Genomic DNA, 25,477 nt, shown 5'->3' with positions numbered 1-25,477 from the left:
GAAAGCCATGAGAAAGGAATGGGCAGCGACCGCACTGGCGGCGTCGCTGTTGACGGGTTGCGCCGGCGTGACGAGCGGCGTGAGTACGGTCGGGCAGCCGAACGCGTTTGCATCCGGTGCGCACGGCTACGATTTCGTGCGGACGGCCGCGCAGGCGGGCGACACCGAATACCGGCAGATCGAGACGATCGTGCGCGACGAACTCGCGCGCCGCGGCTTCGATGCGCGGCCGCTCAAGGACGCGCGCTACCGGCTGTCGATCGCGTACGCGACGCAGCCGGCGTCGGTCGCGGCAATCGCCGACCGGTGCGGTGCCGCGAGCAGCGCGTGCGTGACGGTCGACGGGCCGGCGCCGTTCGCGCTGCCGTTCATGGGCACCGTGTATCGCCACGTGCTCACGCTGCGTTTCGTCGACGCGCGCTCGGGGGCCGACGTGTACCGTGTATCGGCCGCGCTGCGCGATCGCGATCCCGGCACGCAGCAGGCCGCGCCGGCGCTCGTGAAGAGCGCGCTGGCGAAGCTGCCGTTCGACGACGGCAGCGGCTGGCTCGTCAAGACGAAAAAAGACGACGCGGGCGGGATGCCGGGCGTCGTCTCGGTGAAGCCTGCCGACACGCGCTGAGCGCCGGCCGGCGAGGTGAGGGCGGGCTCGCCGTGGCGAGCCCTTGCCGCGGTCAGGCGGCCGGTTGCATGCCGCGCGTGCGCAGGTACGCGTCGAACTCGGTGCCGACTTCCGGGTGGCGCAGCGCGAATTCGACCGTCGCCTTCAGGTAGCCGAGCTTGCTGCCGCAGTCGTAGCGCGTGCCCTGGTACTTGTAGGCCAGCACCTGTTCGTCGGCGAGCAACGCCTGGATCGCGTCGGTGAGCTGCAGTTCGCCGCCCGCGCCCGGCTTCAGCGCGCGCAGGTGCTCGAAGATCCGCGGCTTCAGGATGTAGCGGCCGACCACGCCGAGGTTCGACGGCGCGACTTCCGGCGCCGGTTTCTCGACGATCGCCGACATCTTGACGATCGACTCTTCCCACTCCTTGCCGTCGACGATGCCGTACGACTTCGTTTCCGACGGCGGGATCTCTTCCACGCCGATCACCGAGCTGTGATAGTGGTCGAACACGTCGACCATCTGCTTCATCACCGGCGGGTTGCCGTCGAGCAGGTCGTCGGCCAGGATCACCGCGAACGGGTTGTCCGCGACCAGCTTCTCCGCGCACAGCACCGCGTGGCCCAGACCGAGCGCTTCCGGCTGGCGCACGTAGAAGCAGTCGACATGGCTCGGCTTGATGCTGCGCACGAGCTCGAGCAGCTTTTCCTTGCCGCGCGCCTCGAGTTCGGCCTCGACCTCGTACGACTTGTCGAAGTGATCCTCGATCGCGCGCTTGCTGCGTCCGGTGACGAAGATCATCTCGGTGATGCCCGCGGCGATCGCTTCCTCCACCGCGTACTGGATCAGCGGCTTGTCGACAACCGGCAGCATTTCCTTCGGGCTCGCCTTCGTTGCCGGCAGGAACCGCGTGCCGAGGCCGGCGACGGGGAATACTGCCTTGGTGACTTTCAACATGATCGAACCTTTATTCCTGTAATCGACTTGTCAGACGGCTTATGTTCACGTTCGCATTATAGTGAACGCAAACGACCTTACCGTTTGTTACGCAGGCAACCGATCGAGCTGCGCGCGCAGCTTTTCGAGCGTGCTCTGGAATTCCGCGACCCGCTTCTGCTCCTGTTCGACCACGGCCGGCGGCGCTTTCGCGACGAAGGCCTCGTTGCCGAGCTTCGCGTTGCACTTCGCGATCTCGCCCGTCAGGCGCGCGATTTCCTTCGACAGGCGCTCGCGTTCGGCCGCGACGTCGATTTCCACCTTCAGCACCAGCTTGTTCGGGCCGACGATCGCGATCGGGGCGCCGTGCGCTTCCTTGTCGAGCGTCGCTTCGTCCGCGAGGATCTGCACGTCCGACAGGCGCGCGAGCGCCTGGACGTACGGCGCGAACGAGCGCAGGCGTTCGGCGTCGCCGGCAGCCAGCAGCGGCACCTTGGTCGCCGGCGACAGGTTCATCTCGCCGCGCAGGTTGCGGCAGGCGTCGACGATCGCCTTCAGGTCGGCCGCCCATTGCTCGGACGCCTCGTCGATCTTCTGCAGGTTCGCCAGCGGATACGCCTGCGTCATCAGCGACGCCTCGCCCTCGGCCTTGCCCTGCGGATAACGGCCGGCGAGCGGCGCGACCTTCTGCCAGAGCGCCTCGGTGATGAACGGGATGACCGGGTGCGCGAGGCGCAGCACCGTTTCCAGCACGCGCAGCAGCGTGCGGCGCGTCGCGCGCTGCTGTTCCGGCGTGCCGTTCTGGATCTGCACCTTCGCGAGTTCGAGATACCAGTCGCAGTACTCGTCCCACACGAACTTGTAGATGCTGCTGGCGATGTTGTCGAAGCGGTAATCGGCGAAACCCTTCGCGATGTCGGCCTCGGTACGCTGCAGCAGCGACACGATCCAGCGGTCGGCCGCCGAGAAGTCGAGGTAGCCGCCGGGGCCGCAGTCGCCCGCGCCGCACACTTCCGGCTTGTCGGTGCCGCAGTCGTGGCCTTCGCAGTTCATCAGCACGAAGCGCGTCGCGTTCCACAGCTTGTTGCAGAAGTTGCGGTAGCCTTCGCAGCGCGCGAGGTCGAAGTTCACGTTGCGGCCGAGCGTGGCCATCGACGCCATCGTGAAGCGCAGCGCGTCGGTGCCGAACGCGGCGATGCCGTCCGGGAATTCCTTGCGGGTCTTCTTCTCGATCGTCGCGGCCTGCTTCGGGTTCATCAGGCCCGTCGTGCGCTTCGCGACCAGCGTCTCGAGGTCGATGCCGTCGACGATGTCGATCGGGTCGAGCGTGTTGCCCTTGCTCTTCGACATCTTCTGGCCTTCCGCGTCGCGCACGAGGCCGTGCACGTAGACGGTATGGAAAGGCACCTTGCCGGTGAAGTGCGTGGTCATCATCACCATCCGGGCGACCCAGAAGAAGATGATGTCGAAGCCCGTGACGAGCACCGACGACGGCAGGAAGTGCTGCAGTTCGGGCGTTTCGTTCGGCCAGCCGAGCGACGAGAACGGCACGAGCGCCGACGAGAACCACGTGTCGAGCACGTCCTCGTCGCGCTTCAGCGCGCCCGCATAACCCTTCGCGGCGGCCTGCGCGCGCGCTTCTTCCTCGTTGCGCGCGACGAACACCTCGCCGTTCTCGCCGTACCACGCGGGAATCTGGTGGCCCCACCACAGCTGGCGCGAGATGCACCAGTCCTGGATGTTCTCGAGCCACTGGTAGTAGGTGGTCGTCCAGTTTTCCGGCACGAACTTGATCTGGCCGTTGCGCACCACGTCAAGCGACGTTTCGGTGATCGACTTGCCCGGGTTGAACGTGCCTTCCGGCGCCGGCTTCGTCATCGCGACGAACCACTGGTCGGTCAGCATCGGCTCGATCACGACGCCCGTGCGGTCGCCGCGCGGCACCATCAGCTTGTGCGGCTTCACGGAATCGAGGAAGCCCTGCGCGTCGAGGTCCGCGACGATCGCCTTGCGCGCGTCGAAGCGGTCGAGGCCGCGATACTGCTCGGGGCCGTTGTCGTTGATCTTCGCGTCGAGCGTCAGGATCTCGATCGGCGCGAGGTGGTGGCGCAGGCCGACCTGGTAGTCGTTGAAATCGTGCGCGGGCGTGACCTTCACGACGCCCGTGCCGAACGCGCGGTCGACGTAGTCGTCGGCGATCACCGGGATCTCGCGGCCCGTCAGCGGCAGCGTGACGAGCTTGCCGATCAGGTGCGCATAACGCTCGTCTTCCGGATGGACCATCAGCGCGACGTCGCCGAGCATCGTCTCGGGGCGCGTGGTGGCGACCGTCAGCGAGCCCGAGCCGTCGACGAGCGGGTAGCGGATGTGCCACAGGTGGCCGTTTTCCTCTTCGCTCGCGACTTCGAGATCCGACACGGCGGTGAGCAGCACCGGATCCCAGTTGACGAGGCGCTTGCCGCGGTAGATCAGGCCCTGTTCGTAGAGCGTGACGAACACGTCGCGCACGGCGGCCGACATCTTGTCGTCCATCGTGAAGTACTCGCGCGACCAGTCGGTCGACGCGCCGAGGCGGCGCACCTGGCCCGTGATCGTCGAACCGGATTTTTCCTTCCATTCCCACACGCGCTCGACGAACTGCTCGCGGCCGAGATCGTGGCGCGAGACGCCCTGCGCGTCGAGCTGGCGCTCGACGACGATCTGCGTGGCGATCCCCGCGTGGTCGGTGCCGGGCACCCACAGCGTGTTCTCGCCGAGCATCCGGTGGTAGCGGGCGAGGCCGTCCATGATCGTCTGGTTGAACGCGTGGCCCATGTGCAGCGTGCCCGTCACGTTCGGCGGCGGCAACTGGATCGCGAAATCGGGGCGGGACGGATCGAATGCCGGGGCGGCATAACCGCGTTTTTCCCACTCCGGCCCCCATTGGGACTCGATGGTATGGGGCTCGAAGCTCTTCGCAAGCGTGTTGTCGCTCATGTTGGAAATCTGCCGAAAAATGCGTGAATTGGATGCCGAATCCGACAATTATAAATGGATGCCCATCGCCCAGCCATCGCCTTGCCCGCACGGGCCTGTCGCGACGGGCCCGCCACGCGTGCGCAACATGCGGCCGAACGGATCGGGAACGGCATCGCGCGGCCGACTTATAATGTCGGGTCCGCATTTTTCTTGCCCGTCAGCTGCCGCTCCATGCCCGATCTGCTCGCCAATCTGAACCCCGAACAACTCGCCGCCGTCACGTTGCCGAACGAACCGGCGCTGATCCTTGCAGGGGCGGGCAGCGGCAAGACCCGCGTGCTGATCACGCGCATCGCGTGGCTGATCCAGCAGGGCTACGCATCGCCGCCCACCGTGCTCGCCGTCACCTTCACGAACAAGGCCGCGCGCGAGATGATGGCGCGCCTGTCGGCCATGATGCCGATCGACACGCGCGGGATGTGGATCGGCACGTTCCACGGCCTGTGCAACCGGATGCTGCGCACGCACTGGCGCGACGCCGGCCTGCCGCAGACGTTCCAGATCCTCGACACGGCCGACCAGCTGTCCGCGATCAAGCGGCTGATGAAGGCCGCGAACGTCGACGACGAAAAGTATCCGCCGAAGAACGTCCAGTACTTCATCAACAACGCGAAGGAGCAGGGGCTGCGCCCCGACAAGGTCGACGCGACCGACAACTTCAACCGCAAGTTCGTCGAGCTGTACCAGGCGTACGACCAGCAGTGCCAGCGCGAGGGCGTCGTCGATTTCCCCGAGCTGCTGCTGCGCTGCTACGAGCTGCTCGCGTACAACGCGCCGTTGCGCGCGCACTACCAGGCGCGCTTCCGGCACATCCTCGTCGACGAGTTCCAGGACACCAACAAGCTGCAGTACGCGTGGCTCAAGATGCTCGCGGGCGGCGAGAACGCGATCTTCGCGGTCGGCGACGACGACCAGTCGATCTACGCGTTCCGCGGCGCGAACGTCGGCAACATGCGCGACTTCGAAGACGAATTCCGCGTGCGCAACCTGATCAAGCTCGAGCAGAACTACCGGTCGCACGGCAACATCCTCGACGCGGCGAACCAGCTGATCTCGAACAACGCGCACCGCCTCGGCAAGAACCTGCGTACCGACGCCGGCCACGGCGAGCCCGTGCGCGTGTACGAGGCGAGCACCGATTCGCAGGAAGCCGGCTGGATCGTCGAGGAGATCCGCTCGCTGATCAACACCGGGATGGCGCGCAGCGAAGTGGCCGTCCTGTACCGCAGCAACGCGCAGTCGCGCTCGATCGAGCACACGCTGATGTCGTCGGGCATCCCGTACCGCGTGTACGGCGGCCTGCGCTTCTTCGAGCGGCAGGAAGTGAAGCACGCGCTCGCCTACCTGCGCCTGATCGACAACCCGAACGACGACACCGCGTTCGCGCGCGTCGTGAACTTCCCGACCCGCGGGATCGGCGCGCGCTCGGTCGAGCAGCTCGCCGACGCCGCGCGCCTGTACGGCTGCTCGATGGCCGCCGCGATTCCGTACGTGACGGGCAAGGCCGGCACGAGCCTCGGCGGATTCGCGAACCTGATCGCGAAGATGCGCGCCGATACGCAGCACATGAACCTGCCCGACACCGTCGAGCACATCGTGCGCGCCAGCGGTCTCGCCGATTTCTACCAGGGCGAGCGCGAAGGCCAGGACCGCCTCGAGAACTTGCAGGAACTCGTGAACGCGGCCACCGCGTTCATCGCCGAGGAAGGTTACGGGCTCGACACGCCGGCCCGCTCGATCCCGCTGCGCGCGGGTGCGATCGCGGCGCCCGAGCTCGGCGCCGCGACGGACGATCCGGCGCTCGACGTGCTCGATCCCGCATCGCCCGCCGACCCGGCGCAGAACCCCGACACGATGACGCCGCTCGCAGGCTTCCTGTCGCATGCGTCGCTGGAGGCCGGCGACAACCAGGCGCAGGCCGGCCAGGACGCCGTGCAGCTGATGACGGTGCACGCGGCGAAAGGGCTCGAATTCTCGGCCGTGTTCATCACGGGTCTCGAGGAAGGGCTGTTCCCGCACGAGAACAGCGTGCTCGAATCCGACGGCCTCGAGGAAGAGCGCCGGCTGATGTACGTCGCGATCACGCGCGCGAAGGAGCGCCTCTACCTGTCGTTCGCGCAGAGCCGGATGCTGCATGGCCAGACCCGCTACAACGTGCGCTCGCGCTTCTTCGACGAACTGCCGGAGCACGTGCTGAAGTGGTTGACGCCGAAGGTCGAGGCCGGCTCGCGCTGGGGCGGGCGTTCGGACAACGCCGGGTACGGGCGCGACTGGTTCGCGCGGCCGGGCGGCGGCAGCCGCGAGCAGATCGTCGACGCGGCCGTATCCGCGCCGCTGCCCGCGTTCGCGAACAAGCAGCGCGCGGCCGACACCGGCTTCCGCGTCGGCCAGCAGGTGTTCCATACCAAGTTCGGCGAAGGCACCGTCACCGCGCTCGAAGGCAACGGCACCGACGCGAAGGCGCAGGTGAAGTTCAAGCGGCATGGCGAGAAATGGCTCGCGCTCGCGGTTGCGAAACTGCAGGCGGTGGAATGATGGGCATCGACGGAGCGTTCACGCCTTCGGCTCGCCCGCTCGGCATTCTCGCCGCGCTGCCCGAGGAGCTCGGCGACCTGATCGCCGCGATGCGCGCCGAGGGCGCGATGAAGACGGTCACGCTCGGGCGCCGCGACTATCACGTCGGCACCGTGCACGGCGCGGCCTGCGTCGTCACGCTCGCGCGGGTCGGCAAGGTCGCGGCCGCCGCGACGGTCAGCGCGCTGATCCACGTGTTCGGCGTGTCGGGCGTCGTGTTCACCGGCGTCGCGGGCGGCGTGTCGCGCACGGTGCGGGTCGGCGACGTTGTCGTGGCCGATACGTTGCTGCAGCACGATCTCGACGCGTCGCCGCTCTTTCCGCGTTACGAGGTGCCGCTGCTCGGCATCACGCGCTTCGCGACCGACGCGGCGCTGACGGCGCGCCTGCGCGACGCCTGCACGCTGTTCGTCGCGGACGAGGGCGCGCGGTTCGCCGAGCGCTTCGGGCTCGCCGGCGCGGCGCTGCACGCGGGGCTCGTCATCAGCGGCGACCGCTTCGTGTCGAGCGAGCGCGAGGTCGTCGCGTTGCGCGACGCGTTGCCGGACGCGCTCGCGGTCGAAATGGAAGGCGCCGCGATCGCGCAGGTGTGCGCGGAACACGACGTGCCGTTCGCGCTCGTGCGCACGATCTCCGACACGGCCGACGATCACGCGACGCAGTCGTTCTCGCACTTCCTGTCGGCGATCGCGAGCAGCTATTCGTCCGGCATCCTCAAGCGTTTCCTGACGCTGCATGCGACGACGGCGGCCTGAAGCCGCCGTCGTATTACCCCTTCGAGCCGGTTGACCGGCCGCGGCGCGCACGCCGCGGCCGGCGCGTCACGCCTGCTTGCGCCGGCTGCTTTCGAGATTCGGCAGGAACACCGTCAGCACGCCGATCAGCGGCAGGAACGAGCACACCTTGTAGACGAACGGGATGCTCGTCGCGTCGGCGAGCTGGCCGAGCACCGCCGCGCCGACGCCGCCGAGGCCGAACGCGAAGCCGAAGAACAGGCCCGCGACCATGCCGACCTTGCCGGGCATCAGTTCGGTCGCGTAGACGAGGATCGCGGCGAACGCCGACGCCAGCACGACGCCGATGATCACGGTCAGCACGCTCGTCCAGAACAGGTTCGCGTACGGCAGCAGCATCGTGAACGGCGCGACGCCGAGGATCGATACCCAGATCACGTACTTGCGGCCGATCCGGTCGCCGACGGGCCCGCCGATCAGCGTGCCGGCCGCCACGGCCGCGAGGAACACGAACAGGTGGATCTGCGCGGCCTGCACCGACAGGTGGAACTTGTCGATCAGGTAGAACGTGAAATAGCTGTTGATGCTCGCGAGGTAGAAGTACTTCGAGAACACGAGCAGCACCAGCACGCCGATCGCACCCATCACGCGGCCGCGCGACAGCGTCGGATGGCCGGCCGACACGGCCTTCTTCTTCATCGACGGATGCTTCTTGTACCAGTGGCCGATCTGCGTGAGCACGATCATCGCGACGAGCGCGGCGGCCGAGAACCACGCGATGCTGTGCTGGCCGTGCGGGATGATCACGAGCGCGGCGAGCAGCGGCCCGAGCGCCGAGCCCGCGTTGCCGCCGACCTGGAACACCGACTGCGCGAGCCCGTGCTGGCCGCCCGACGCCATCCGCGCGACCCGCGACGACTCCGGATGGAACACCGACGAGCCGCAGCCGACCAGCGCCGCGGCCACCAGCAGCATCGGGAAACTCGATGCGACCGACATCAGCAGCAGCCCGGCGAGCGTGAAGCCCATGCCGACCGGCAACGAATACGGTTTCGGACGCTTGTCGGTATAGAGGCCGACGAGCGGCTGCAGCAGCGACGCGGTGATCTGGTAGGTGAGCGTGATCAGGCCGATCTGCGCGAACGACAGCGCGAACTGGCTCTTGAGCATCGGATAGATCGCGAGGATCAACGACTGGATCATGTCGTTGAGCATGTGCGAGAAGCTGATCGCGCCGAGCACCGGGTAGACGGTGCGCGGCGCGGGCGGGGCGGACGGCTGGGCGGCGGCTGCGCCGGCGGTTCCCGTGTCGAGGCTGGTTTCCATGTGAGCTGAGCGAGTTGAGGTGACGGGCGCGCTCTGATGGGGATCGGCGCGTTTTCAATCGTTGTTGCGTCAAAGAAGTGTAATTTGGCGCATCGAGAATGTCCTGCCAAGTTTTGTCGTGATTCGGACATTCGTCCGATGGATCGGCCGGTATCCGCTTTTTTGGCCGGGTATAACGCAGGCGGCGCGCTCGCTCCGTCGGCGGGGGCGCGAGTCCGGTCGGTGTTTCATCGGACTCAAGAAACGGCGGTGGCAGCCGTAGAACGACGTAACGACAACAGGCGCGCTTGGCGCCCGGCACCGGCTACCCGCCGGGCGGGCTCGGGACGCGCGGCATGGCCAGCCATCGCGGGAATGCCGGGACCGACCTTTCCGGCTGCGTGATCCATACGGGGATAGTTCGATGAAAGCAGCATCTTTGCATCCACAGCCCGGTGCGGCGGCCGCCGCACCCGACGTTGCCGCCGGTCGCGCCGCACGACGCGCGCATGCGGCGCGGCGTGAGCGCCGGCCGTGGACCGTCAAGGCGACGTTGCGCGCCGCATTCGCGATCCTGCTGGCCGGCACGCTCGCGATCGGCGTGTTTTCGCTGTGGCAGATCAGCCGCCTGAACGCGTCGATCGCGTCGGTCTACGAGCAGGGGCACGTCGCGAGCCGCGCGGCGCAGGAGGTTCGGGCCGAGGTGCTGCGCGCGAGCCGCGCACAGAAGATGCTGCTGACCGCCACCACCGCGAAGGAGCGCGACGACCTCGGCGCCGACGTCGGTGCGGGGCTCGCGTCGATCGGCCAGGCGCTCGGCACGCTGCAGCGCTACGCGGATCCGGCCGATGCCGACGATTCGGCGCGGCTGCGCGCATTCTCGACGGCCGTCGGCACGTGGAGCACGCATTTGCGTGATTTCGTCACGCTCGTGCGCGCGCAGCCGCTCGACCTGTCGCAGATGAACTGGCAGGTCGGCACGCAGGACGTATCGCTGCTGGTCGAGACCGGCAAGCTCGAGAAACTCGTCGCCGACCTCGTGAAGACGCGCGGCGAGAAGTCGAAGGCGACGCTCGATGCGTCGGCCACGATCTTCTCGTCGTCGTTCGCGATGATCGCCGCGATGACGGCCGCGCTGATCGTGCTCGCGATCGTGATCGCCGAGCGCGTCGTGCGGCGCCTCGCATCGCAGCTCGGCGGCGAGCCCGCGCACGCGAAGGCGATCGCCGCGGACATCGCGCGCGGCGACCTCACGCGACCGATCACGCTCGGCCGGCACGATCGCGACAGCATGGTGCGTGCGCTGGCCGACATGCAGACGGGGCTTGCGGCGACCGTCGGCGAGATCGCCGTCAGCGCCGAGGCCATCGCGGCCGCGTCCGGCGAGATTTCGACCGGCAACCTCGACCTGTCGCGGCGCACCGAACAGCAGGCCGTCGCGCTCGAGCGCACCGCGGCCAGCATGGAGCAGCTCACGTCGACCGTGCGGCAGAACGCCGAGAACGCGCGGCAGGCGAGCGCGCTCGCGGCCAATGCGTCGTCGGTGGCGGAAACGGGCGGGGAAGTCGTCGGGCGCGTGGTCGCGACGATGAGCGAGATCGACGACAGCGCGAAGAACATTCGCGACATCATCGGCACGATCGAGGGGATCGCGTTCCAGACCAACATCCTGGCGCTGAACGCGGCGGTCGAGGCCGCGCGCGCCGGCGAACAGGGGCGCGGCTTTTCGGTGGTCGCGGGCGAGGTGCGCCTGCTCGCGCAACGCTCGGCAACCGCGGCGAAGGAGATCCGCGAGCTGATCGGCGCATCGGTCGAGCGCGTCGCGAACGGCGCGGCGCTCGCGCACGACGCCGGCCGCACGATGGGCGACGTCGTGCGCGCGGTCAAGCGCGTGACCGACATCATCGGCGAGATTTCGGCGGCGTCGGACGAGCAGAGCGCCGGGATCGACGAGATCGGCCGCGCGGTCACGCAGATGGACGCCGGCACGCAGCAGAACGCGGCGCTCGTCGAGCAGGCGGCCGCTGCCGCCAACGCGCTCGACGAGCAGGCCCAGGCATTGAAGCGGCTGGTCGGGCGGTTCCGCCTCGCGGCCTGAGCGCCGCGAGGCGCGCGGCGGTTACGACTTCTTCTGCTTGTCCGGATCGATGATGACCGTGCAGGTCGTGCCCGCCGACAGCACCACGTCGGCCGGTACTTCGTCGATCCGGATGCGTACCGGCACGCGCTGCGCGAGGCGCACCCAGTTGAAGGTCGGGTTCACGTCCGCGACGAGGTCGCGGCTTTGCGGGTTGTCGCGATCGTAGATGCCGCGCGAGATGCTCTCGACGTGGCCCTTCATCACGCCGCCGCTCATCAGCCGCATCTCGGCCGGCGCGCCGATCTTCACGCGCGGCAGCTTGGTTTCCTCGAAGTAGCCGTAGACCCAGAACGAGTGGCTGTCGACGATCGCGAGCTTCGCCTGGCCGGCCACCGCATAGTTGCCCTTGAACGTCTGCAGGTTCGTGATGTAGCCGTCGACCGGCGCGACGACGCGCGTGCGCTCGAGGTTGAGCTTCGCGGCGTCGAGCGCGGCGATCGCCTGCTGGTACTGCGCATCGGCGCTCGACGCGCTGTGCGCGGCATTCTCGCGGTTTTCCTTCGACACGACGAGCGCATCGAGGTCCGCGCGGCGGGCCGCGTCGTCGCGACGCATCTGCAGTTCCGCGCGGCGGGCGGCGACGGCCGCCTGCGCCTGCTCGACCGCGATCTGGTAGTGCGACGGGTCGATCTGCATGATCAGGTCGCCTTTTTTCACGAGCTGGTTGTCATGCACGGGCAGCTCGACGATCGCGCCCGACACGTCCGGCGCGACGTTGACGATCTCGGCGCGCACGCGCCCGTCGCGCGTCCACGGATCGTCCATGTAGTGCACCCACAGCGAGCGCCCGATCAGGATCGCGACGAGAAGGATGACGGCGGTCGCGACGAAGCCGAAGAGTTTTCTGAGAATCATGATGGTTCGGAATCAACGGTAAACGGCGAGACTCAGTCCGCCGCAAATGCAGACGAGAAGGCAGGCCCGGAACAGCGACGGGTGCCAGACGAGGCGGTAGAGGCCCGTATAGGCGAGCAGGCGGTCGACGGCCCAGGTCGCGAGCGCGCCCAGGACGAACATCAGCACCACCGTGGGCATGTAGGCATCGAGAATGGCGATTTCACGCGGCATCATGACGAGGCTCCTGGTTGGGGACGCACGGGGCGGTTGCGGTGAAGCGGCTCGAGCGGCGATTCCGGATCGAGCAGCGCGGTACGCACGAAATGCAGGTGGCTCAGGATGCGCTGCAGCCGGTGGCGCTCCTCGCGCGACGGCTCGAACGCATCGAGCGTCTGCCGCGTCGCGTCGATCGCCGCATTGGTCGCGGCGAGCGTCGCGTCGAACCGCGCGGCGTTCGGCTTCGAGAACAGCGTGGCCAGCGCGGTGCGCATCGTCTCGATCGCACGGCGCCACGGCATCGCCGGCGCATAGCGCGGGTCGGGCGGCAGCGTCGCCAGCTCGTGGCGCAGGTCGATCGTCGCGTTGCCGGCTTCGAGCACCGCGAACATCCAGCGCAGCGCGTCGCGCTGCACGTCGGGCTGGTCGGCCGACAGCGTGTGCGCCTGGTACATCAGGTCACGTGCGCCGCTTTCGAAGCGCGTGCGCAAGCCGGCGAGCCGTGCATGACCGGCCGCGACGGCCTGGTGGCGGAGGTCGGCGAACAGCCGCTTCTTCAGCCACGGCGCGGTCGGCGGGAACAGTACCGCGAACGCGATCGCCGACACCAGCATCGACAGCACGAGCGCGAGCGCATCGTTCATGAAGCTGGTCGGATCGTAGTGCGTGATGTTGTCCGGACCGGCGAGGAAGCTGAAGAAAATCAGGTAGCCCATTCCATACCCGGCGAGCTTCGGCTTCAGCGTCATGAAGATGCCGATCGCGAGCAGCGGCGCGAGCGCGACGCACAGCAGCGGGAACCCGTCGATGTGCGGATAGATGCCGAACGTCAGCAGGAAGCCGGTGCAGACGGCGAGCGCCGTGCCCATGCCCATCTGCGCGGACATCGCGGTCGGGCGCGGCGTCGACGACGCGAGGGCGCAGGTGGCCGCCGCCGTCAGCGTGAGCGTCACGCCGCTCGGCCACGCGGTCTCGATCCAGAACCAGCCGAGCACGAGGATCACGGTCGCGGTGCGGATCGCCGCGATCACCATCGCGGTCAGGTTGGTGCGCGGCTCGTAGCGCTCGATCCAGCGTTCGCGCTCGTGCGTCGCGGTCGACAGCGACGCGTAGGTGGCCGCGTACTCGTGCAGGTCGGTGATGAAGCGGTACAGCAGCTCGGCGGCCGTGTCGAAGTCGAGCAGCGGAAAGTCCGGCTGCGTTTCGAGCGTCGCGCGTGTCGCACGGATGCGGCGCGGCAGCGCGTCGCGCCAGGCGAGCAGTTGCTCGGCCGCGTGGCCCGCGTCGGCCGCCGTGCGCACCGGTTCGCCGGTGTGCGTCAGCAGCAGCGGCGCGATTTCGCGGAAATACGGCTCGATCGCGTCGATCGCGGCCTGTGCGCCGGCCGCATGCAGCCGGTTCATCAGCTGGTGCAGCGCATGGAAGCGGCTCGACGCGCTCATGAATTCGCTGTTCAGCCGCGCGAGGCGGCCGCTGCGCATCCGCGTGTCCGGATCCTCGAACACGGCCATGCTGCGCGCGGCCTCGAACCCGACCACGTCGGCGACGAAGCGCGTATGGATGGTTTCGATATGCGCGCGATCGAGCTTGCCCGACAGCGCCGATGCAACGTAGTCGACGAAGCTGCCGAAACGCTTGCGTACCGTCGTGCGCATCTGTTCGCCGGTGGTCTGCGGAAACACGAGCGCGCTGACCACGCCGGCCGACACGATCCCGACCATGATTTCGGCCACGCGCGTCATCGCGCTCATGAACGCGCCGTCCGGGTGCTGCGACGCGGGCAGTCCGATCAGCGCGGTCGTATAGCCGGCCAGCAGGAAGCCGTAGCTGCGGAAGTTGCGGTTGCGCGCGGCGCCGGCCGTGCACAGCGCGACCCACAGCGCGACGGCCAGCAGGAACAATTGCGGCTGCTGCGGGAACAGCCCGACGAACGTGAGCGTCGCGATGAGCCCGAAGATCGTGCCGGCGACGCGGTAGAAGCTCTTCGCGAGCACCGCGCCGCTTTGCGGCTGCATCACGATGAACACCGTCGTCATCGCCGTTTTCGGCGCGGGCAGGTCGAGCCGCATCGACACGCCGGTCGCGATGAACGCGGCGAGCAGCGCCTTGAACAGATAGAGCCACGCGGCGCCGTCGGTGCGGGCCCAGTCGCCGAACGCGGCGGACCAGGCCGCGAACGGGCCGCCGGCGGGCGTGGAAGCGGGGGAGGAGGCTGACATGGCGGTTGCTCCGCGTTACCGCGCGGCCGGCGAGCCGGACGTGCCGGTCGTCGCGACCGTTGCGGGCCGCGCGACGGCCGCCGACGGTTTCGTGGCCGGTGCGCCGGAAGGCGCTTGCGTGCCGCCGTTTTTCGGCGTGCCGGCGGCCGGCGTTTCGTCGTGCGGCACATCCTCGCCCGTCTCGACGCCGCCGCCGAGCGCGGCCATCAACTGCGCATGCGCGGCGAGGCGTTCCGCGTCGATGCGGGCGGCCGTTTCCTGCGCGCGCAGCAACTGCTGTTGCGCGACCAGCACGTTCACGTAATCGGTCAGCCCGCGACGGAAGCCTTCGCGCGACAGCTGGTAGCTGCGGTCGTTGGCCGCCACCGAGCGCGCGGCGTCCTTCTTCTGCGTATCGAGCGAGCGGATCCGCACGACCTGGTCGGCGATGTCCTTGAGCGCGCCGACGATCGTCTGGTTGTAGCGCTCGACCGCCTGGTCGTAGCCGGCGTTCGCCGCGCCGAGCTGCGCACGCAGCCGGCCGCCTTCGAAGATCGGCAGCGACAGCGCGGGGCCGGCCGTCCAGCCGCCGTTCATCGCGCGCAGGAAGTCGGTGAACGGCGCGGTCACGCCGAACCCGCCGACCGTCGCGAGCAGGTCGATGTTCGGGTAGAACGATGCCTTCGCGACGTCGATGCCGCGTGCCTGCGCATCGACCGTCCAGCGCGCCGCGACGACGTCGGGGCGGCGGCCGAGCAGGTCGGCCGGCAGCGCCGACGGCAGCCCGGCCGGCGCATCGAGCGACAGTCGCGGCCGCTTGATCGCGTCGCCGGCGCCCGGGCCCTTGCCGGCCAGGGCGGCGAGCTGGTGGCGCGCGAGCTGGATCGCTTCCTCATAGCTGTCGATCTGGCGCTCGTAGTCGGGCAGCGTCGATTCCGCCTGGCTCACTTCGAGCTGCGTGCCGAGGCCCGCCTGCAGCCGCTTGCGCGCGAGATCGGCGAGCGAACGCTGGCGTTCGAACGTTTCATACGCGAGGTCGAGCAGCGCGTAGTTCATCGACATGCCGACATACGCGCGCACCACGTTGACTTCGAGTTCGAGCTTCGCCGCACGCGCGTCGGCGGCGGTCGCATGTGCGGTGTCGAGCGCGCGCTCGGTCGCGTTCTTGTCCTTGCCCCACAGGTCGAGGTGGTACGACAGGCCGAGGGTGCCGGTATTGTTCCAGGTGTCGGTGTTCGCGAGCGGGCCCGGGCCGTAGTACACGTTGTCCGGCCAGTGCTGGCGCATCAGCGACAGATTGCCGTTGATCTGCGGCAGTTCGGCCGACCGGGCGACGCGCGCCATCGCCTGCGCTTCGCGCACGCGGGCCTCGGCCGCCGCGAGGGTCGGATTGCCGGCCTGGGCGGTGGCGATCCATGCATCGAGCTGCGGGTCGCGGTACGCGCGCCACCAGTCGGCGGCGGGCCAGCCGGCGTCGCGGTCGGCCGCGCGGATGGCCGCGCCGGCGTCGAGCGTGTTCGCTTCGATACGCGTGGACTGGGTCTTGTTGTCGCCCATGCTCGCACAACCGGCCATTATTAATGAGACTGCAAGAACCGCCAGTGCGAGCGTCCCTTTTGTCGCCGGAGACTGCACGATTTTCTCCCTTTCGGATATAGATGAGTCGGATGCGATTATATTTTTCGGTGATTCCTGAATAAATGGACAACGGTGCAAGTCATTTTTACGAATCCTGAGATAATATTTGTTGGCCCCTGTGCAACAATCCGTCCGGATTCAAACGGGTAATGGGATGGATACGCTACAAAACATGCGGGTGTTCGTCCGCGTGGTGGACGCGGGAAGCTTTACCGCGGCCGCCCAGCAGATGAATTCGACCACCGCCTACGCGTCGCGCGCGGTCTCGGATCTCGAGGCGCACTTGCGCACGCGTCTCCTGAACCGCACGACGCGCCGGATCGCGTTGACCGAAGCCGGCGAGCGCTATCTGCAGCGCTGCGAGCAGATCCTGGCGTACGTCGACCAGGCCGAAGCCGAGGCCGGCGACGCGCACGCGCGCCCGTCGGGCAAGCTGAAGGTCCATTGCTTCACGAGCCTCGGCCAGCACTACCTGGTGCCGGCGATCGCGCGCTACCGCGAGCGTTATCCGGACGTGCACGTCGAGCTGACGCTCGCGCAGCGGATGCCCGACCTGCTCGACGAGGGGTACGACGTGGCGATCGTCGTCGGCCGCGACCTGCCCGATTCGGGGCTCGTGTCGCAGCGGCTCGGCGAGAGCTACAGCGTCGTGTGTGCGTCGCCCGGCTACGTCGAGGCGCATGGCGTGCCGCAGCGGCCGGCCGATCTCGCGCAGCACGTGTGCCTCGGGATGGTCGCGCCGGGCTTTCACTTCGACGAATGGGCGCTGGCGGGGCCGAACGGCGACGAGGTCGTCCCGATCGCGGCGCCGCCGTTTCGCGTGAACGTCGCCGAGGCGCTTGCGGTGGCCGTGCGGGAGGGGATGGGGATCGGCGGGCTGCCGCTCTATTCGGCGATCGGCTGGCTGCGCAGCGGGCACATCGTGCGCGTGATGCCGGAGTACCGGTCGCACGTGATGAACATCTACGCGCTGTACCCGTCGCGCCAGTACCTCGACGCGAAAATCCGCACCTGGGTCGATTTCCTGCGCGACGAGTTGCCGGTCACGCTCAAGGCCGACGAGGCCGCGCTCGAGCAATACACGCGTGCGACATGACGGCGCGGTTGGCCGCCATCTGACGAGATTTGTCCTTCACGCAACATTTTTTTACGAACGCGTGTCAGACAGTTTGATACTGTAGGGATTAACGAGATACGCAACCCCGGAGTAGCGATGGATACGCACCTGATGATCGGCCTTGGCGTCCTGCTGGGCGCAGCCGCTGCCGCCGCGGCGACCCGCGACCTGCTGCGTGCGATGAAGGCGAAGGCGCAGATGAAGCCGGTTCCGGTACGGGTGCGCGAGCCGCGCCGCCCCGGCCGCTGATCCTGCCGTACGCGCGGGGAGGCGGGCAGGCCGCGCAAGGCGGCCTGGCGAGCCGGTGTTCAGCCGAGCTCGACCACCTTGTCCCACGCGAACGCGGGATTTTCCCGTTCGCCGGTACGACGGTGAAGGTAGCCGCGCGGGTTGCACACCACGCGCGTGCCGCCGTCCGCAACGTAGTCGAATGACGTATGAGTGTGGCCGTGGAGCCACAGATCCACCGGCGGCCGCACCAGTTCCGCCATGTCCGTCACGAACCCCGCCGAAGCGAGATCCGTCGCATAACGTTCCGCAAGCGAGCGCCGATGTGGCGCATGATGGGTGACGACGATCGTCTTGCCCGCGAACGGTGTCGCGAGCCGCGTTTCCAGCCAGGTCCGGCTTTGCCGGTGCAGCGCGATCGCGTCGGCCGGCGAGAAATCCCGTTCAGGCGCACCCGGCGCCGCATGCAGCGCCGCGTCGTGCGGCCGCGTCACCTGGATCAGTCCCTTGAAATCGAGCATCACGCGCAGCGCGGCCTCGATTGCGCCGGCCTGGCTGGCTTCGTCTTGGCCGAACAGCGAAAAATCGGCCCAGAGCGTCGTGCCGAGCACGCGGAAGCGTTGCCCGGGATCGACGTAGACGCTGTTGTTCAGGTAATGCAGGTTGTCGAGCGAGTGCGCGGCGTCACGCATCGCCGTCTCCAGCGCGCCGAATTCCCCGTCGTAGTACTCGTGGTTGCCCGGCACGTAGATCACGGGCACGGCGGGGTCGAACGTTTCGGCGGCCCAGCGCAGGCCTTCCGCGTGATTGTGGATGTCGCCGGCCAGCACGACGAGATCCGCGTCGGCGTGCGGGATCGCATCGGGCAGGTTGCTTTCGAGATGCAGGTCGGACAGGACGCGGATTTTCACGGGCGGGGCTCCGAAGTGGGCGGCTTCAGTGCAGGATCTTGCCGGGATTCATCAGGCCGCGCGGGTCGAGCGCGGTCTTCAGCGTGCGCATCAGCGTCGTTTCGACCGGCGACTTGTAGCGCTGCGCGTCGTCGATCTTCAGCTGGCCGATCCCGTGCTCCGCGCTGATCGTGCCGTGGTGGCGGTGCACGTTGTCGTAGACGATCCGGTTGATCGGCGCCTGGAACGCCGCGAGGAACGCCTTCGCGTCGCCGCCTTCGGGCATCTGTACGTTGTAGTGGAGGTTGCCGTCGCCGAGGTGGCCGAACGTGACCATCCGCGCGCCCGGCGCGGCCTGCTGGATCGCCGCGTCGGTCTCGTCGATGAAGCGCGCGATCGACGAGATCGGCACCGCGATGTCGTGCTTGATGTTGAGCCCTTCGTCGGCCTGCGCGAGCGGGATGTGCTCGCGCAGGTCCCAGAACGCGCGCGACTGCGCGAGATTCTCCGCGACCACCGCGTCGACCACGAGCCCGGCCTCGAACGCTTCTTCCATCAGTTTCTCGAACAGCGCGCGCGCATGCGCTTCGCTTTCGTTGTCGGACAGCTCGAGCAGCACCGTCTGCGCGTGCGTCTGCGCGAACGGGTAGCGCAGTTGCGGGTAGTGCTTGCCGACCAGCTGCATGCAGAAATCCGACATCAGCTCGAAGCCGGTCAGGAGCGGCCCGGCCGCGCGCTGCGCGAGCGACAGGAAGTCGAGCGCCGCGTGCGGCGATTCGAGCGCGGCGAGTGCCGTGACCTGCGCGGCCGGCAGCGGATGCAGCTTCATCACGGCCGCCGTGATGATCCCGAGCGTGCCTTCCGCGCCGATGAACAGGTCGCGCAGGTCGTAGCCCGTGTTGTCCTTGCGCAGTCCGCGCAGGCCGTCCCAGATCTCGCCCTGCGGCGTCACGACCTCGAGCCCGAGGCACAGCTCGCGCGCGTTGCCGTAGCGCAGCACCGCGGTGCCGCCCGCATTGGTCGACAGGTTGCCGCCGATCGTGCAGCTGCCCTCCGCCGCGAGGCTCAGCGCGAACAGCCGGCCGCCTTCGCGGGCGCGCGCCTGCACGTCGGCGAGGATCACGCCGGCTTCGACGGTGATCGTATTGTTGTGCGGATCGAGCGCCCGCACGCGGTTCAGGCGCGCGAGGCTCAGCACGGCCTGGCTGCCGCTCGCATCGGGTGTGGCGCCCCCGGCGAGGCCCGTGTTGCCGCCTTGCGGCACGAGCGCGACGCCGTGCGCGTTGGCCAGCTTCACGAGCGCGGCGACTTCGACCGTGTTCGCGGGCTTCAGCACCGCGCACGCGGCGCCCTTGTAGCGGCGTCGCCAGTCGGTCAGGAACGGTTCGGTATCGTGCGGATCGGTCAGCACGTGGTCGGTGCCGAGCGCGTCGCGGCACGCGGAAACGAAAGCTTCGGAAGACATCATCACCTTGTCGCGTAAGGGTCAGGACGCGGCGCGCGACTTTTTTGCCGCGCGCTTGTACGGCGCGACATAGGCCAGCGCCGCCACGAAGAAGCCGACGGCAAGCGCGGTCTCGCACCAGCCGAGCGTGGCGGACAGCCCGCGATCGGACATGCCGCGCACGATGCCTTCGGCCAGATAGACGAGGCTGAGCATGCTCGCCCACTGCATCGTATAGATGTTACGCCGCCAGACGCCGGGCAGCGCGAGCGCGAGCGGCACGGCCTTGAGCATCAGCGCGGAGCCGCCCGGGCGCAACGGCGCGAGCCACAGCTCCCACGCGAGCGACAGCGCGATCAGCGCGACGAGGCACGCGGCGGCGGCCAGCGCGTAGTGCGGCCGGGCCGCGACGGCAGGGCGGGCGGGGGTGTTCATGCGGTCTCGGCAGCCTGGGCGGCCGACAGCGCGGCGGCCGCGCGCGCCAGCCGCACGCCGAGCGCGGCGGCGAGCGCCTTTTCGTCCGCGGACAGCCCGCCGGGCGCGCTACGGTCGTGCTGCGCGACATGCGACGCGCCGTACGGCGTGCCGCCGGTGCGCGTCGTGCTGAGCGCCGATTCGGTGTACGGGATCCCGACGATCATCATCCCGTGATGCAGCAGCGGCAGCATCATCGACAGCAGCGTCGATTCCTGGCCGCCGTGCAGGCTGCCCGTCGACGTGAATACGCTCGCCGGCTTGCCGGTCAGCGCCCCCGACAGCCATTGCGGCGTCGTGCCGTCGAGGAAATACTTGAGTGCCGCGGCCATGTTGCCGAAGCGCGTCGGCGAGCCGAGCGCGAGGCCCGCGCATTCCTCGAGGTCGCGCAGTTCCGCGTACGGCGGGCCGTCGGCGGGGATGTCGGGGGCGGTGGTTTCGCAGACGGTCGACACGGGCGGCACGGTGCGGATGCGCGCCTGCATGCCCGGCACGCTGTCGATGCCGTTCGCGATCGCGAGCGCGAGATCGCGCGTGGCGCCGTGACGGCTGTAATAGAGGACGAGGATGTCTTTCATGGGCGACGGAGCCGCATGCGGCCGCGCGCGTGCCCGGTGCAGTCGGCCCCTGCTGGAATCGAGCGGCTATTATAGGGGCTGAAGCCGTCGCGCAGCGCGGCGGCGGCGCGCCGAGAGGCGCGCGGCATCAAGAAGGAGAAGCCGTTTGCCGAAGTTGAGCGTCGATCTCGACACCCTCAAGCGCCTCGCGCAGTTCGCGGCCCGGCGCAGCGCCGAGGATCGCATCCCGCAAGTGGCGGGCAGCCTGACCTTCACGACGATGCTGGCCCTCGTGCCGCTCGTGACGGTCGCGTTCGCGCTGTTCACCGCGTTCCCGATGTTCGCGTCGTTCCAGATCTCGCTGCAGGGGTTCCTCGCGGATCACCTGATGCCCGCGCAGTTCAACATCCAGATCTTCAAGTACCTGAACCAGTTCGCGTCGAAGGCCAAGGGGCTGACCACGGCCGGCCTGATCGTGCTGGTCGTCACGTCGGTGATGACGATGATGACGATCGAATCGGCGTTCAACCTGATCTGGCGGGTACGCAAGCCGCGGCCGTTCGCGCAGCGCGTGCTCGCGTACTGGGCGCTGATCACGCTCGGGCCCTTGCTGTTCGGCGTGAGCCTGTCGATCTCGTCGTACCTGTTCACGCAGTCGCTCGCGTTCACCGGCGCGGCGCCGACCACCTCGATCGTCGAATGGCTGCTCGCGCTCGCGTCGCTGCCGCTGACGGTGCTCGCGTTCACGCTGCTGTACGTGTACCTGCCGAACTGTACGGTCGCCTGGCGCGACGCGGTGATCGGCGGGCTGTTCGCGGCCGTCGCGTTCGAGCTGGCCAAGCGCGGCTTCGGCTACTACGTGCGGCGCATTCCGACCTATACGGCCGTCTACGGCGCGTTCGCGGCGCTGCCGGTGTTCCTGCTGTGGGTGTACCTGAGCTGGTTCATCGCGCTGCTCGGGGCGATGGTGGCGTCCGCGCTGCCGGCGATCCGCGTCGGCCAGTTCCACCGCATCCACTATCCGGGCAGCGACCTGCTCGACGCGCTCGAGCTGCTCGCGCGGCTGGCGGAGGCGCGTGCGGCCGGCAAGCGCGGCTATACGGCGATGCGGCTCGCGACCATGTTGCGCTGCGACATGGAAACCGCGCAGCGGCTGCTGACGACGATGGAGGAGCGGGAGTGGATCGCGCGGCTCGACGGCGGCGCCGAGACCACGCCGCGCTACATCATGCTCGCGAACCCCGAGCAGCTGACGCTCGCGCAACTGTTCGACGTGCTGGTGATCGACCGCGCGGAGCTGACCTACCAGCTGGAGCGGCGGCGCAGCCACGTCGAGGGCGCGGCCCTGCTCGCGGTGCTGTCGAGCGATCGCTTCGACGTGTCGCTTGCGACGCTGATCGCCGCGCACCGGCTCGCGGGCGCGCAGCCGGCGGGGAACGCCGGGCAGGCGCCGGGCGCCGTGCCCGACCCGCACGCGCGGCCGCCGCGGCCCGCGTGACGGCGGGGCCGGCGGGCTACAGCGGGATCTTGCCGGTGCAGATGTCCTTGAACATCACCCAGTCGCCCATCAGGCTGTAGATCGGGTGCCGGAACGTGGCCGGGCGGTTCTTCTCGAAGAAGAAGTGCCCGACCCACGCGAAGCCGTAACCGCAGACGATCGCCGCCGGCAGCCACAGCCAGTTGCCGGTCGCGATCGCCATCGCGACGCAGCCGATCACGCCGAGCGAGCCGATGAAGTGCAGCCGGCGCGACGTCAGGTTCTGGTGTTCGTTCAGGTAATACGGGTAGAAATCGGCGAAGCGGGCGAACTGCTCCGAATGCGTATGCGCCATCGCTGCCTCCTCGGGCCGCTGTCGATGGCTTCATTGTGCGGCGGGCGGCCCATGTCCGCAAGCGGGGGCGCGGCCGCCGCGCCGGGGCCGCGCTTTCCTTTTGACAGGCTTTCCGATAGGATCGAAAGAGATTTTGCATTCAAGCATGAGGGGACTACGATGCGCGTCAGCGATATTCTGAAAGTGAAGGGCAACACGCTGTTTACGGTGACGCCCGATAAGCCGCTGCGCGAAGCGGTCGATACGATGGCCGAACACGATATCGGTTCGCTCGTCGTGATGGAGTACGGCGATCTCGTCGGGATGCTGACGTTCCGCGAGATCATCCTGCGCCTGCACGTGAACGGCGGCGCGATCGGCGACGTCCAGGTGCGCAAGGTGATGGACGAGCCGCTCACGTGTACGCCGGAAACCGACGTCAACGAAGTGCGCCGGATGATGCTCGAGCGTCACGCACGCTACATGCCGGTGCTCGACAAGAAGGTGTTGATGGGCGTCATTTCGTTCTACGACGTCGCGAAGACGGTCGTCGAGGCGCAGAGCTTCGAGAACCGGATGCTGAAGGCGTACATCCGCGACTGGCCGGAATCGGAAGCCGAAGCGCACAAGCCGTGAACCGCGCCGCGCCCGGCACCTCGATGCATGGGCGCCGCCATCCGGCATGCGGCGGCGCAGGCTTGTCCTGCGCCGCCTTTTTTTCAACGACAACACGAGGCCCGCGCAGCTTCGCCGAGACGACGCGCGCGTATTCCGCATGAGCGATCACACGCAAGCCACTTCGGAGCGGCGCGACGAACGGCGTGCCCACGCGTCGCAGTTCGACCTGCTGCGCGAGCGCCGTTTCGCCCCGTTCTTCACGACCCAGTTCCTCGGTGCGCTGAACGACAACGTCTTCAAGATCGGCTTCACGTCGCTCGTCACCTATCACACCGCGCGGTTCGCCGGCGTCGACGCCAAGACGGCCGCGTTCCTGATTTCCGCGATCTTCATCCTGCCGTTCGTGCTGTTCTCGGCGACGTCCGGCCAGATTGCCGACAAGTACGACAAGGCGACCCTCACGCGCTTCGTGAAGACCTTCGAGATCGTGCTGATGCTCGTCGGTGCCGCCGGCTTCGTCACGCACAGCGCGACGCTGCTGTATCTGTGCACGTTCATGATGGGGATGCACTCGACGCTGTTCGGGCCCGTCAAGTATTCGTACTTGCCGCAGCATCTCGGCGAGCATGAGCTGGTCGGCGGCAACGGCCTCGTCGAAATGGGCACGTTCATCGCGATCCTGATCGGCACGATCATCGGCGGCGCGGCCGCCGGCATCGAAGGCGCCGGCGAACGCGTGCTCGCGGTGAGCGTCGTCGTGATCGCGCTCGCGGGGCGCCTCGTCGCGCAGCGCGTGCCGTCGACGCCGGCGCCGCAGCCCGATCTCGTGATCAACTGGAATCCGGTCAGCGAAACGTGGCGCAACCTCGGGCTCGCGCGCCAGAATCGCACCGTGTTCCTCAGCCTGCTCGGCATCTCGTGGCTGTGGTTCGTCGGCGCGACCTTCCTCACGTCGTTCTTCAATTTCGCGAAGGACGTGCTGTCCGCGAGCCCCGACGTCGTCACGATCCTGCTCGCGACGTTCTCGGTCGGCATCGGCCTCGGCTCGCTGCTGTGCGAGCGGCTGTCGCAGCGGCGCGTCGAGATCGGCCTCGTGCCGCTCGGCTCGATCGGCATCAGCGTGTTTGCGATCGAGCTGTATTTCGCGAGCCGCGCGCTGCCGTCGCCGGGCCATCTGCTGTCGGTCGGCGAATTCCTGGCCGGCGCGCGCCACTGGCGCATCCTCGCCGACCTGTTCCTGCTCGCGATGTTCGGCGGCTTCTACAGCGTGCCGCTGTACGCGCTGATCCAGAGCCGCAGCGCGCCGACGCACCGCGCACGGATCATCGCCGCGAACAACATCCTGAACGCGCTGTTCATGATCCTGTCGGCCGTGATGGCGATGGGGCTGACCAAGGCCGGCGTCGACATCCCGGGGCTGTTCCTCGCCACCGCGCTGCTGAACGTGATCGTCGCGACGTACATCTACCTGCTCGTGCCCGAGTTCCTGCTGCGTTTCGTCGCGTGGGTGCTCGTGCACACCTTCTACCGGATCCGCCTTGTGCACGCGGAGCGGATTCCGGCGGAAGGCGCGGCCGTGCTCGTGTGCAACCACGTCAGCTACGTCGATGCGCTCGTGCTGGCGGCCGCGAGCCCGCGCCCGATCCGTTTCGTGATGGATCACCGGATCTTCAAGACGCGCTTCGCGAGCTGGGTGTTCCGGCATGCGAAGGCGATCCCGATCGCGCCGCGCCACGAGGATCCGGCGATGCTCGCCCGCGCGTACGACCTGTGCGAGGCCGCGCTGAAGGACGGCGAACTCGTGTGCATCTTCCCCGAGGGCAAGCTGACCAAGACGGGCGACATCAACACGTTCCACCACGGCATCACCGAGATCCTGAGCCGCACCCCGGCACCGGTCATCCCGATGGCGCTGCGCGGACTGTGGGGCAGCTATTTCTCGCGGCATTCCGATGCGCGGATGCCGCGCCCCATCAGGCGCGGCGTGATGAGCCGGCTCACGCTGGCAGTCGGCGAGCCGGTCCCGGCGTCGGTCGCGACGCCCGAGTCGCTGCAGGCGGCGGTGACCGAGCTGCGCGGCGCGCGGAAGTAGGCGGGCGCCGGCCGGCGCCGTGCCGGCATGCGGCTGCTGTCCGGGTGGAAC

Annotated in this window: 21 protein-coding genes; 9 read left to right on the top strand and 12 right to left on the bottom strand. The window is 68.3% G+C overall.

From position 1 onward, the window contains the following. Window positions 1–7 precede the first annotated feature (7 nt). Window positions 8–622: a DUF4136 domain-containing protein gene (locus HWX00_RS04440; RefSeq protein WP_124609391.1), complete on the top strand. Its 615-nt coding sequence runs from the start codon at window positions 8–10 to the stop codon at window positions 620–622. Between the two features lie 52 nt (window positions 623–674). Here the strand turns inward: HWX00_RS04440 and galU are convergent, their stop codons facing one another. Continuing rightward, a complete protein-coding gene (gene galU / locus HWX00_RS04435) occupies window positions 675–1,556 on the bottom strand; it encodes a UTP--glucose-1-phosphate uridylyltransferase GalU (protein ID WP_034191169.1) in 882 nt (293 codons plus the stop codon). A gap of 87 nt (window positions 1,557–1,643) precedes the next feature. Then, the gene (locus HWX00_RS04430; RefSeq protein ID WP_034191168.1) at window positions 1,644–4,511 is read right to left on the bottom strand and encodes a valine--tRNA ligase; all 2,868 of its coding nucleotides are present in this window, start codon (window positions 4,509–4,511) and stop codon (window positions 1,644–1,646) included. 213 nt (window positions 4,512–4,724) lie between these two features. Between HWX00_RS04430 and HWX00_RS04425 the strand changes: the two genes are divergently transcribed. Both HWX00_RS04425 and HWX00_RS04420 read left to right on the top strand, forming a co-directional pair. Next, complete coding sequence (locus HWX00_RS04425; RefSeq protein WP_175028008.1) at window positions 4,725–7,088, top strand: UvrD-helicase domain-containing protein; 2,364 nt, start codon at window positions 4,725–4,727, stop codon at window positions 7,086–7,088. Then, window positions 7,088–7,882, top strand: coding sequence for a 5'-methylthioadenosine/adenosylhomocysteine nucleosidase (locus HWX00_RS04420; protein WP_367189530.1), 795 nt, complete (start codon window positions 7,088–7,090; stop codon window positions 7,880–7,882). Before HWX00_RS04425 ends, HWX00_RS04420 begins: the two co-directional genes overlap by 1 nt. 66 nt (window positions 7,883–7,948) lie before the next feature. Here the strand turns inward: HWX00_RS04420 and HWX00_RS04415 are convergent, their stop codons facing one another. Then, entirely contained in the window at window positions 7,949–9,187 is a 1,239-nt protein-coding gene (locus HWX00_RS04415) for an MFS transporter (RefSeq protein ID WP_034191165.1), read from the bottom strand. A 403-nt stretch (window positions 9,188–9,590) separates the two neighbouring features. Here HWX00_RS04415 and HWX00_RS04410 point away from each other — a divergent pair, with 403 nt between their 5' ends. Next, window positions 9,591–11,264 (top strand): methyl-accepting chemotaxis protein, encoded by a 1,674-nt coding sequence (locus tag HWX00_RS04410; RefSeq protein WP_175028009.1) that lies wholly within the window; start codon window positions 9,591–9,593, stop codon window positions 11,262–11,264. Between the two features lie 21 nt (window positions 11,265–11,285). On the opposite strand, the gene HWX00_RS04405 is transcribed toward HWX00_RS04410, so the two are convergent. From HWX00_RS04405 to HWX00_RS04390, 4 genes are read right to left on the bottom strand one after another with little or no spacing between them, the layout of a single operon-like run. After that, the gene (locus HWX00_RS04405) at window positions 11,286–12,161 is read right to left on the bottom strand and encodes an efflux RND transporter periplasmic adaptor subunit (RefSeq protein WP_014897260.1); all 876 of its coding nucleotides are present in this window, start codon (window positions 12,159–12,161) and stop codon (window positions 11,286–11,288) included. A gap of 12 nt (window positions 12,162–12,173) precedes the next feature. Further along, window positions 12,174–12,377, bottom strand: coding sequence for a DUF1656 domain-containing protein (locus HWX00_RS04400; protein WP_011351756.1), 204 nt, complete (start codon window positions 12,375–12,377; stop codon window positions 12,174–12,176). After that, window positions 12,374–14,578, bottom strand: coding sequence for an FUSC family protein (locus HWX00_RS04395; RefSeq protein WP_175028010.1), 2,205 nt, complete (start codon window positions 14,576–14,578; stop codon window positions 12,374–12,376). Before HWX00_RS04395 ends, HWX00_RS04400 begins: the two co-directional genes overlap by 4 nt. A 15-nt stretch (window positions 14,579–14,593) precedes the next feature. After that, window positions 14,594–16,192, bottom strand: a complete 1,599-nt coding sequence (locus tag HWX00_RS04390; protein ID WP_175028011.1) for an efflux transporter outer membrane subunit — start codon at window positions 16,190–16,192, stop codon at window positions 14,594–14,596. Window positions 16,193–16,349: 157 nt separating this feature from the next. On the opposite strand from HWX00_RS04390, the gene HWX00_RS04385 reads away from it, so the two are divergent. Together HWX00_RS04385 and HWX00_RS04380 are read left to right on the top strand one after the other, a co-directional pair. Then, a complete protein-coding gene (locus tag HWX00_RS04385) occupies window positions 16,350–17,291 on the top strand; it encodes a LysR family transcriptional regulator (RefSeq protein WP_034191161.1) in 942 nt (313 codons plus the stop codon). Between the two features lie 117 nt (window positions 17,292–17,408). Next, window positions 17,409–17,561 carry a hypothetical protein gene (locus HWX00_RS04380; protein WP_006476208.1) on the top strand — a complete coding sequence of 51 codons (153 nt, stop codon included), beginning with the start codon at window positions 17,409–17,411 and terminating at the stop codon, window positions 17,559–17,561. Window positions 17,562–17,620: 59 nt separating this feature from the next. On the opposite strand, the gene HWX00_RS04375 is transcribed toward HWX00_RS04380, so the two are convergent. From HWX00_RS04375 to wrbA, 4 genes are read right to left on the bottom strand one after another with little or no spacing between them, the layout of a single operon-like run. Further along, on the bottom strand, window positions 17,621–18,451 hold the full coding sequence (locus HWX00_RS04375) for a metallophosphoesterase (RefSeq protein ID WP_175028012.1): 831 nt from the start codon (window positions 18,449–18,451) through the stop codon (window positions 17,621–17,623). A 25-nt stretch (window positions 18,452–18,476) separates the two neighbouring features. Beyond that, window positions 18,477–19,898 carry an FAD-binding oxidoreductase gene (locus HWX00_RS04370; RefSeq protein WP_175028013.1) on the bottom strand — a complete coding sequence of 474 codons (1,422 nt, stop codon included), beginning with the start codon at window positions 19,896–19,898 and terminating at the stop codon, window positions 18,477–18,479. 18 nt (window positions 19,899–19,916) lie between these two features. Then, window positions 19,917–20,309, bottom strand: coding sequence for a DUF2069 domain-containing protein (locus HWX00_RS04365; RefSeq protein ID WP_175868090.1), 393 nt, complete (start codon window positions 20,307–20,309; stop codon window positions 19,917–19,919). Further along, window positions 20,306–20,926 carry an NAD(P)H:quinone oxidoreductase gene (gene wrbA / locus HWX00_RS04360; RefSeq protein WP_034191157.1) on the bottom strand — a complete coding sequence of 207 codons (621 nt, stop codon included), beginning with the start codon at window positions 20,924–20,926 and terminating at the stop codon, window positions 20,306–20,308. The genes HWX00_RS04365 and wrbA overlap by 4 nt, the downstream gene beginning before the upstream one ends. 145 nt (window positions 20,927–21,071) lie before the next feature. Between wrbA and HWX00_RS04355 the strand changes: the two genes are divergently transcribed. Beyond that, complete coding sequence (locus HWX00_RS04355; RefSeq protein WP_034191156.1) at window positions 21,072–22,403, top strand: YihY family inner membrane protein; 1,332 nt, start codon at window positions 21,072–21,074, stop codon at window positions 22,401–22,403. A 16-nt stretch (window positions 22,404–22,419) separates the two neighbouring features. Here HWX00_RS04355 and HWX00_RS04350 read toward each other — a convergent pair whose 3' ends face one another. After that, entirely contained in the window at window positions 22,420–22,737 is a 318-nt protein-coding gene (locus tag HWX00_RS04350; RefSeq protein ID WP_034191155.1) for an Mpo1-like protein, read from the bottom strand. Window positions 22,738–22,896: 159 nt separating this feature from the next. On the opposite strand from HWX00_RS04350, the gene HWX00_RS04345 reads away from it, so the two are divergent. Further along, a complete protein-coding gene (locus tag HWX00_RS04345) occupies window positions 22,897–23,352 on the top strand; it encodes a CBS domain-containing protein (protein WP_006488504.1) in 456 nt (151 codons plus the stop codon). A 139-nt stretch (window positions 23,353–23,491) separates the two neighbouring features. After that, window positions 23,492–25,426 carry an MFS transporter gene (locus tag HWX00_RS04340; RefSeq protein WP_175027007.1) on the top strand — a complete coding sequence of 645 codons (1,935 nt, stop codon included), beginning with the start codon at window positions 23,492–23,494 and terminating at the stop codon, window positions 25,424–25,426. Window positions 25,427–25,477: the final 51 nt, after the last annotated feature.

It is taken from the genome of Burkholderia seminalis DSM 23518 (genome assembly GCF_902832885.1).
Classification (GTDB): Bacteria; Pseudomonadota; Gammaproteobacteria; order Burkholderiales; family Burkholderiaceae; genus Burkholderia; species Burkholderia seminalis.
This window is presented reverse-complemented; position numbering and strand designations above follow the sequence as displayed.

Coding starts and splice junctions, on each gene's coding strand:
- HWX00_RS04440 (WP_124609391.1), top strand. CDS start 8: ATGAGAAAGGAATGGGCAGCGACCGCACTGGCGGCGTCGCTGTTGACG.
- galU (WP_034191169.1), bottom strand. CDS start 1,556: ATGTTGAAAGTCACCAAGGCAGTATTCCCCGTCGCCGGCCTCGGCACG.
- HWX00_RS04430 (WP_034191168.1), bottom strand. CDS start 4,511: ATGAGCGACAACACGCTTGCGAAGAGCTTCGAGCCCCATACCATCGAG.
- HWX00_RS04425 (WP_175028008.1), top strand. CDS start 4,725: ATGCCCGATCTGCTCGCCAATCTGAACCCCGAACAACTCGCCGCCGTC.
- HWX00_RS04420 (WP_367189530.1), top strand. CDS start 7,088: ATGGGCATCGACGGAGCGTTCACGCCTTCGGCTCGCCCGCTCGGCATT.
- HWX00_RS04415 (WP_034191165.1), bottom strand. CDS start 9,187: ATGGAAACCAGCCTCGACACGGGAACCGCCGGCGCAGCCGCCGCCCAG.
- HWX00_RS04410 (WP_175028009.1), top strand. CDS start 9,591: ATGAAAGCAGCATCTTTGCATCCACAGCCCGGTGCGGCGGCCGCCGCA.
- HWX00_RS04405 (WP_014897260.1), bottom strand. CDS start 12,161: ATGATTCTCAGAAAACTCTTCGGCTTCGTCGCGACCGCCGTCATCCTT.
- HWX00_RS04400 (WP_011351756.1), bottom strand. CDS start 12,377: ATGATGCCGCGTGAAATCGCCATTCTCGATGCCTACATGCCCACGGTG.
- HWX00_RS04395 (WP_175028010.1), bottom strand. CDS start 14,578: ATGTCAGCCTCCTCCCCCGCTTCCACGCCCGCCGGCGGCCCGTTCGCG.
- HWX00_RS04385 (WP_034191161.1), top strand. CDS start 16,350: ATGGATACGCTACAAAACATGCGGGTGTTCGTCCGCGTGGTGGACGCG.
- HWX00_RS04380 (WP_006476208.1), top strand. CDS start 17,409: ATGGATACGCACCTGATGATCGGCCTTGGCGTCCTGCTGGGCGCAGCC.
- HWX00_RS04370 (WP_175028013.1), bottom strand. CDS start 19,898: ATGATGTCTTCCGAAGCTTTCGTTTCCGCGTGCCGCGACGCGCTCGGC.
- HWX00_RS04365 (WP_175868090.1), bottom strand. CDS start 20,309: ATGAACACCCCCGCCCGCCCTGCCGTCGCGGCCCGGCCGCACTACGCG.
- wrbA (WP_034191157.1), bottom strand. CDS start 20,926: ATGAAAGACATCCTCGTCCTCTATTACAGCCGTCACGGCGCCACGCGC.
- HWX00_RS04350 (WP_034191155.1), bottom strand. CDS start 22,737: ATGGCGCATACGCATTCGGAGCAGTTCGCCCGCTTCGCCGATTTCTAC.
- HWX00_RS04345 (WP_006488504.1), top strand. CDS start 22,897: ATGCGCGTCAGCGATATTCTGAAAGTGAAGGGCAACACGCTGTTTACG.
- HWX00_RS04340 (WP_175027007.1), top strand. CDS start 23,492: ATGAGCGATCACACGCAAGCCACTTCGGAGCGGCGCGACGAACGGCGT.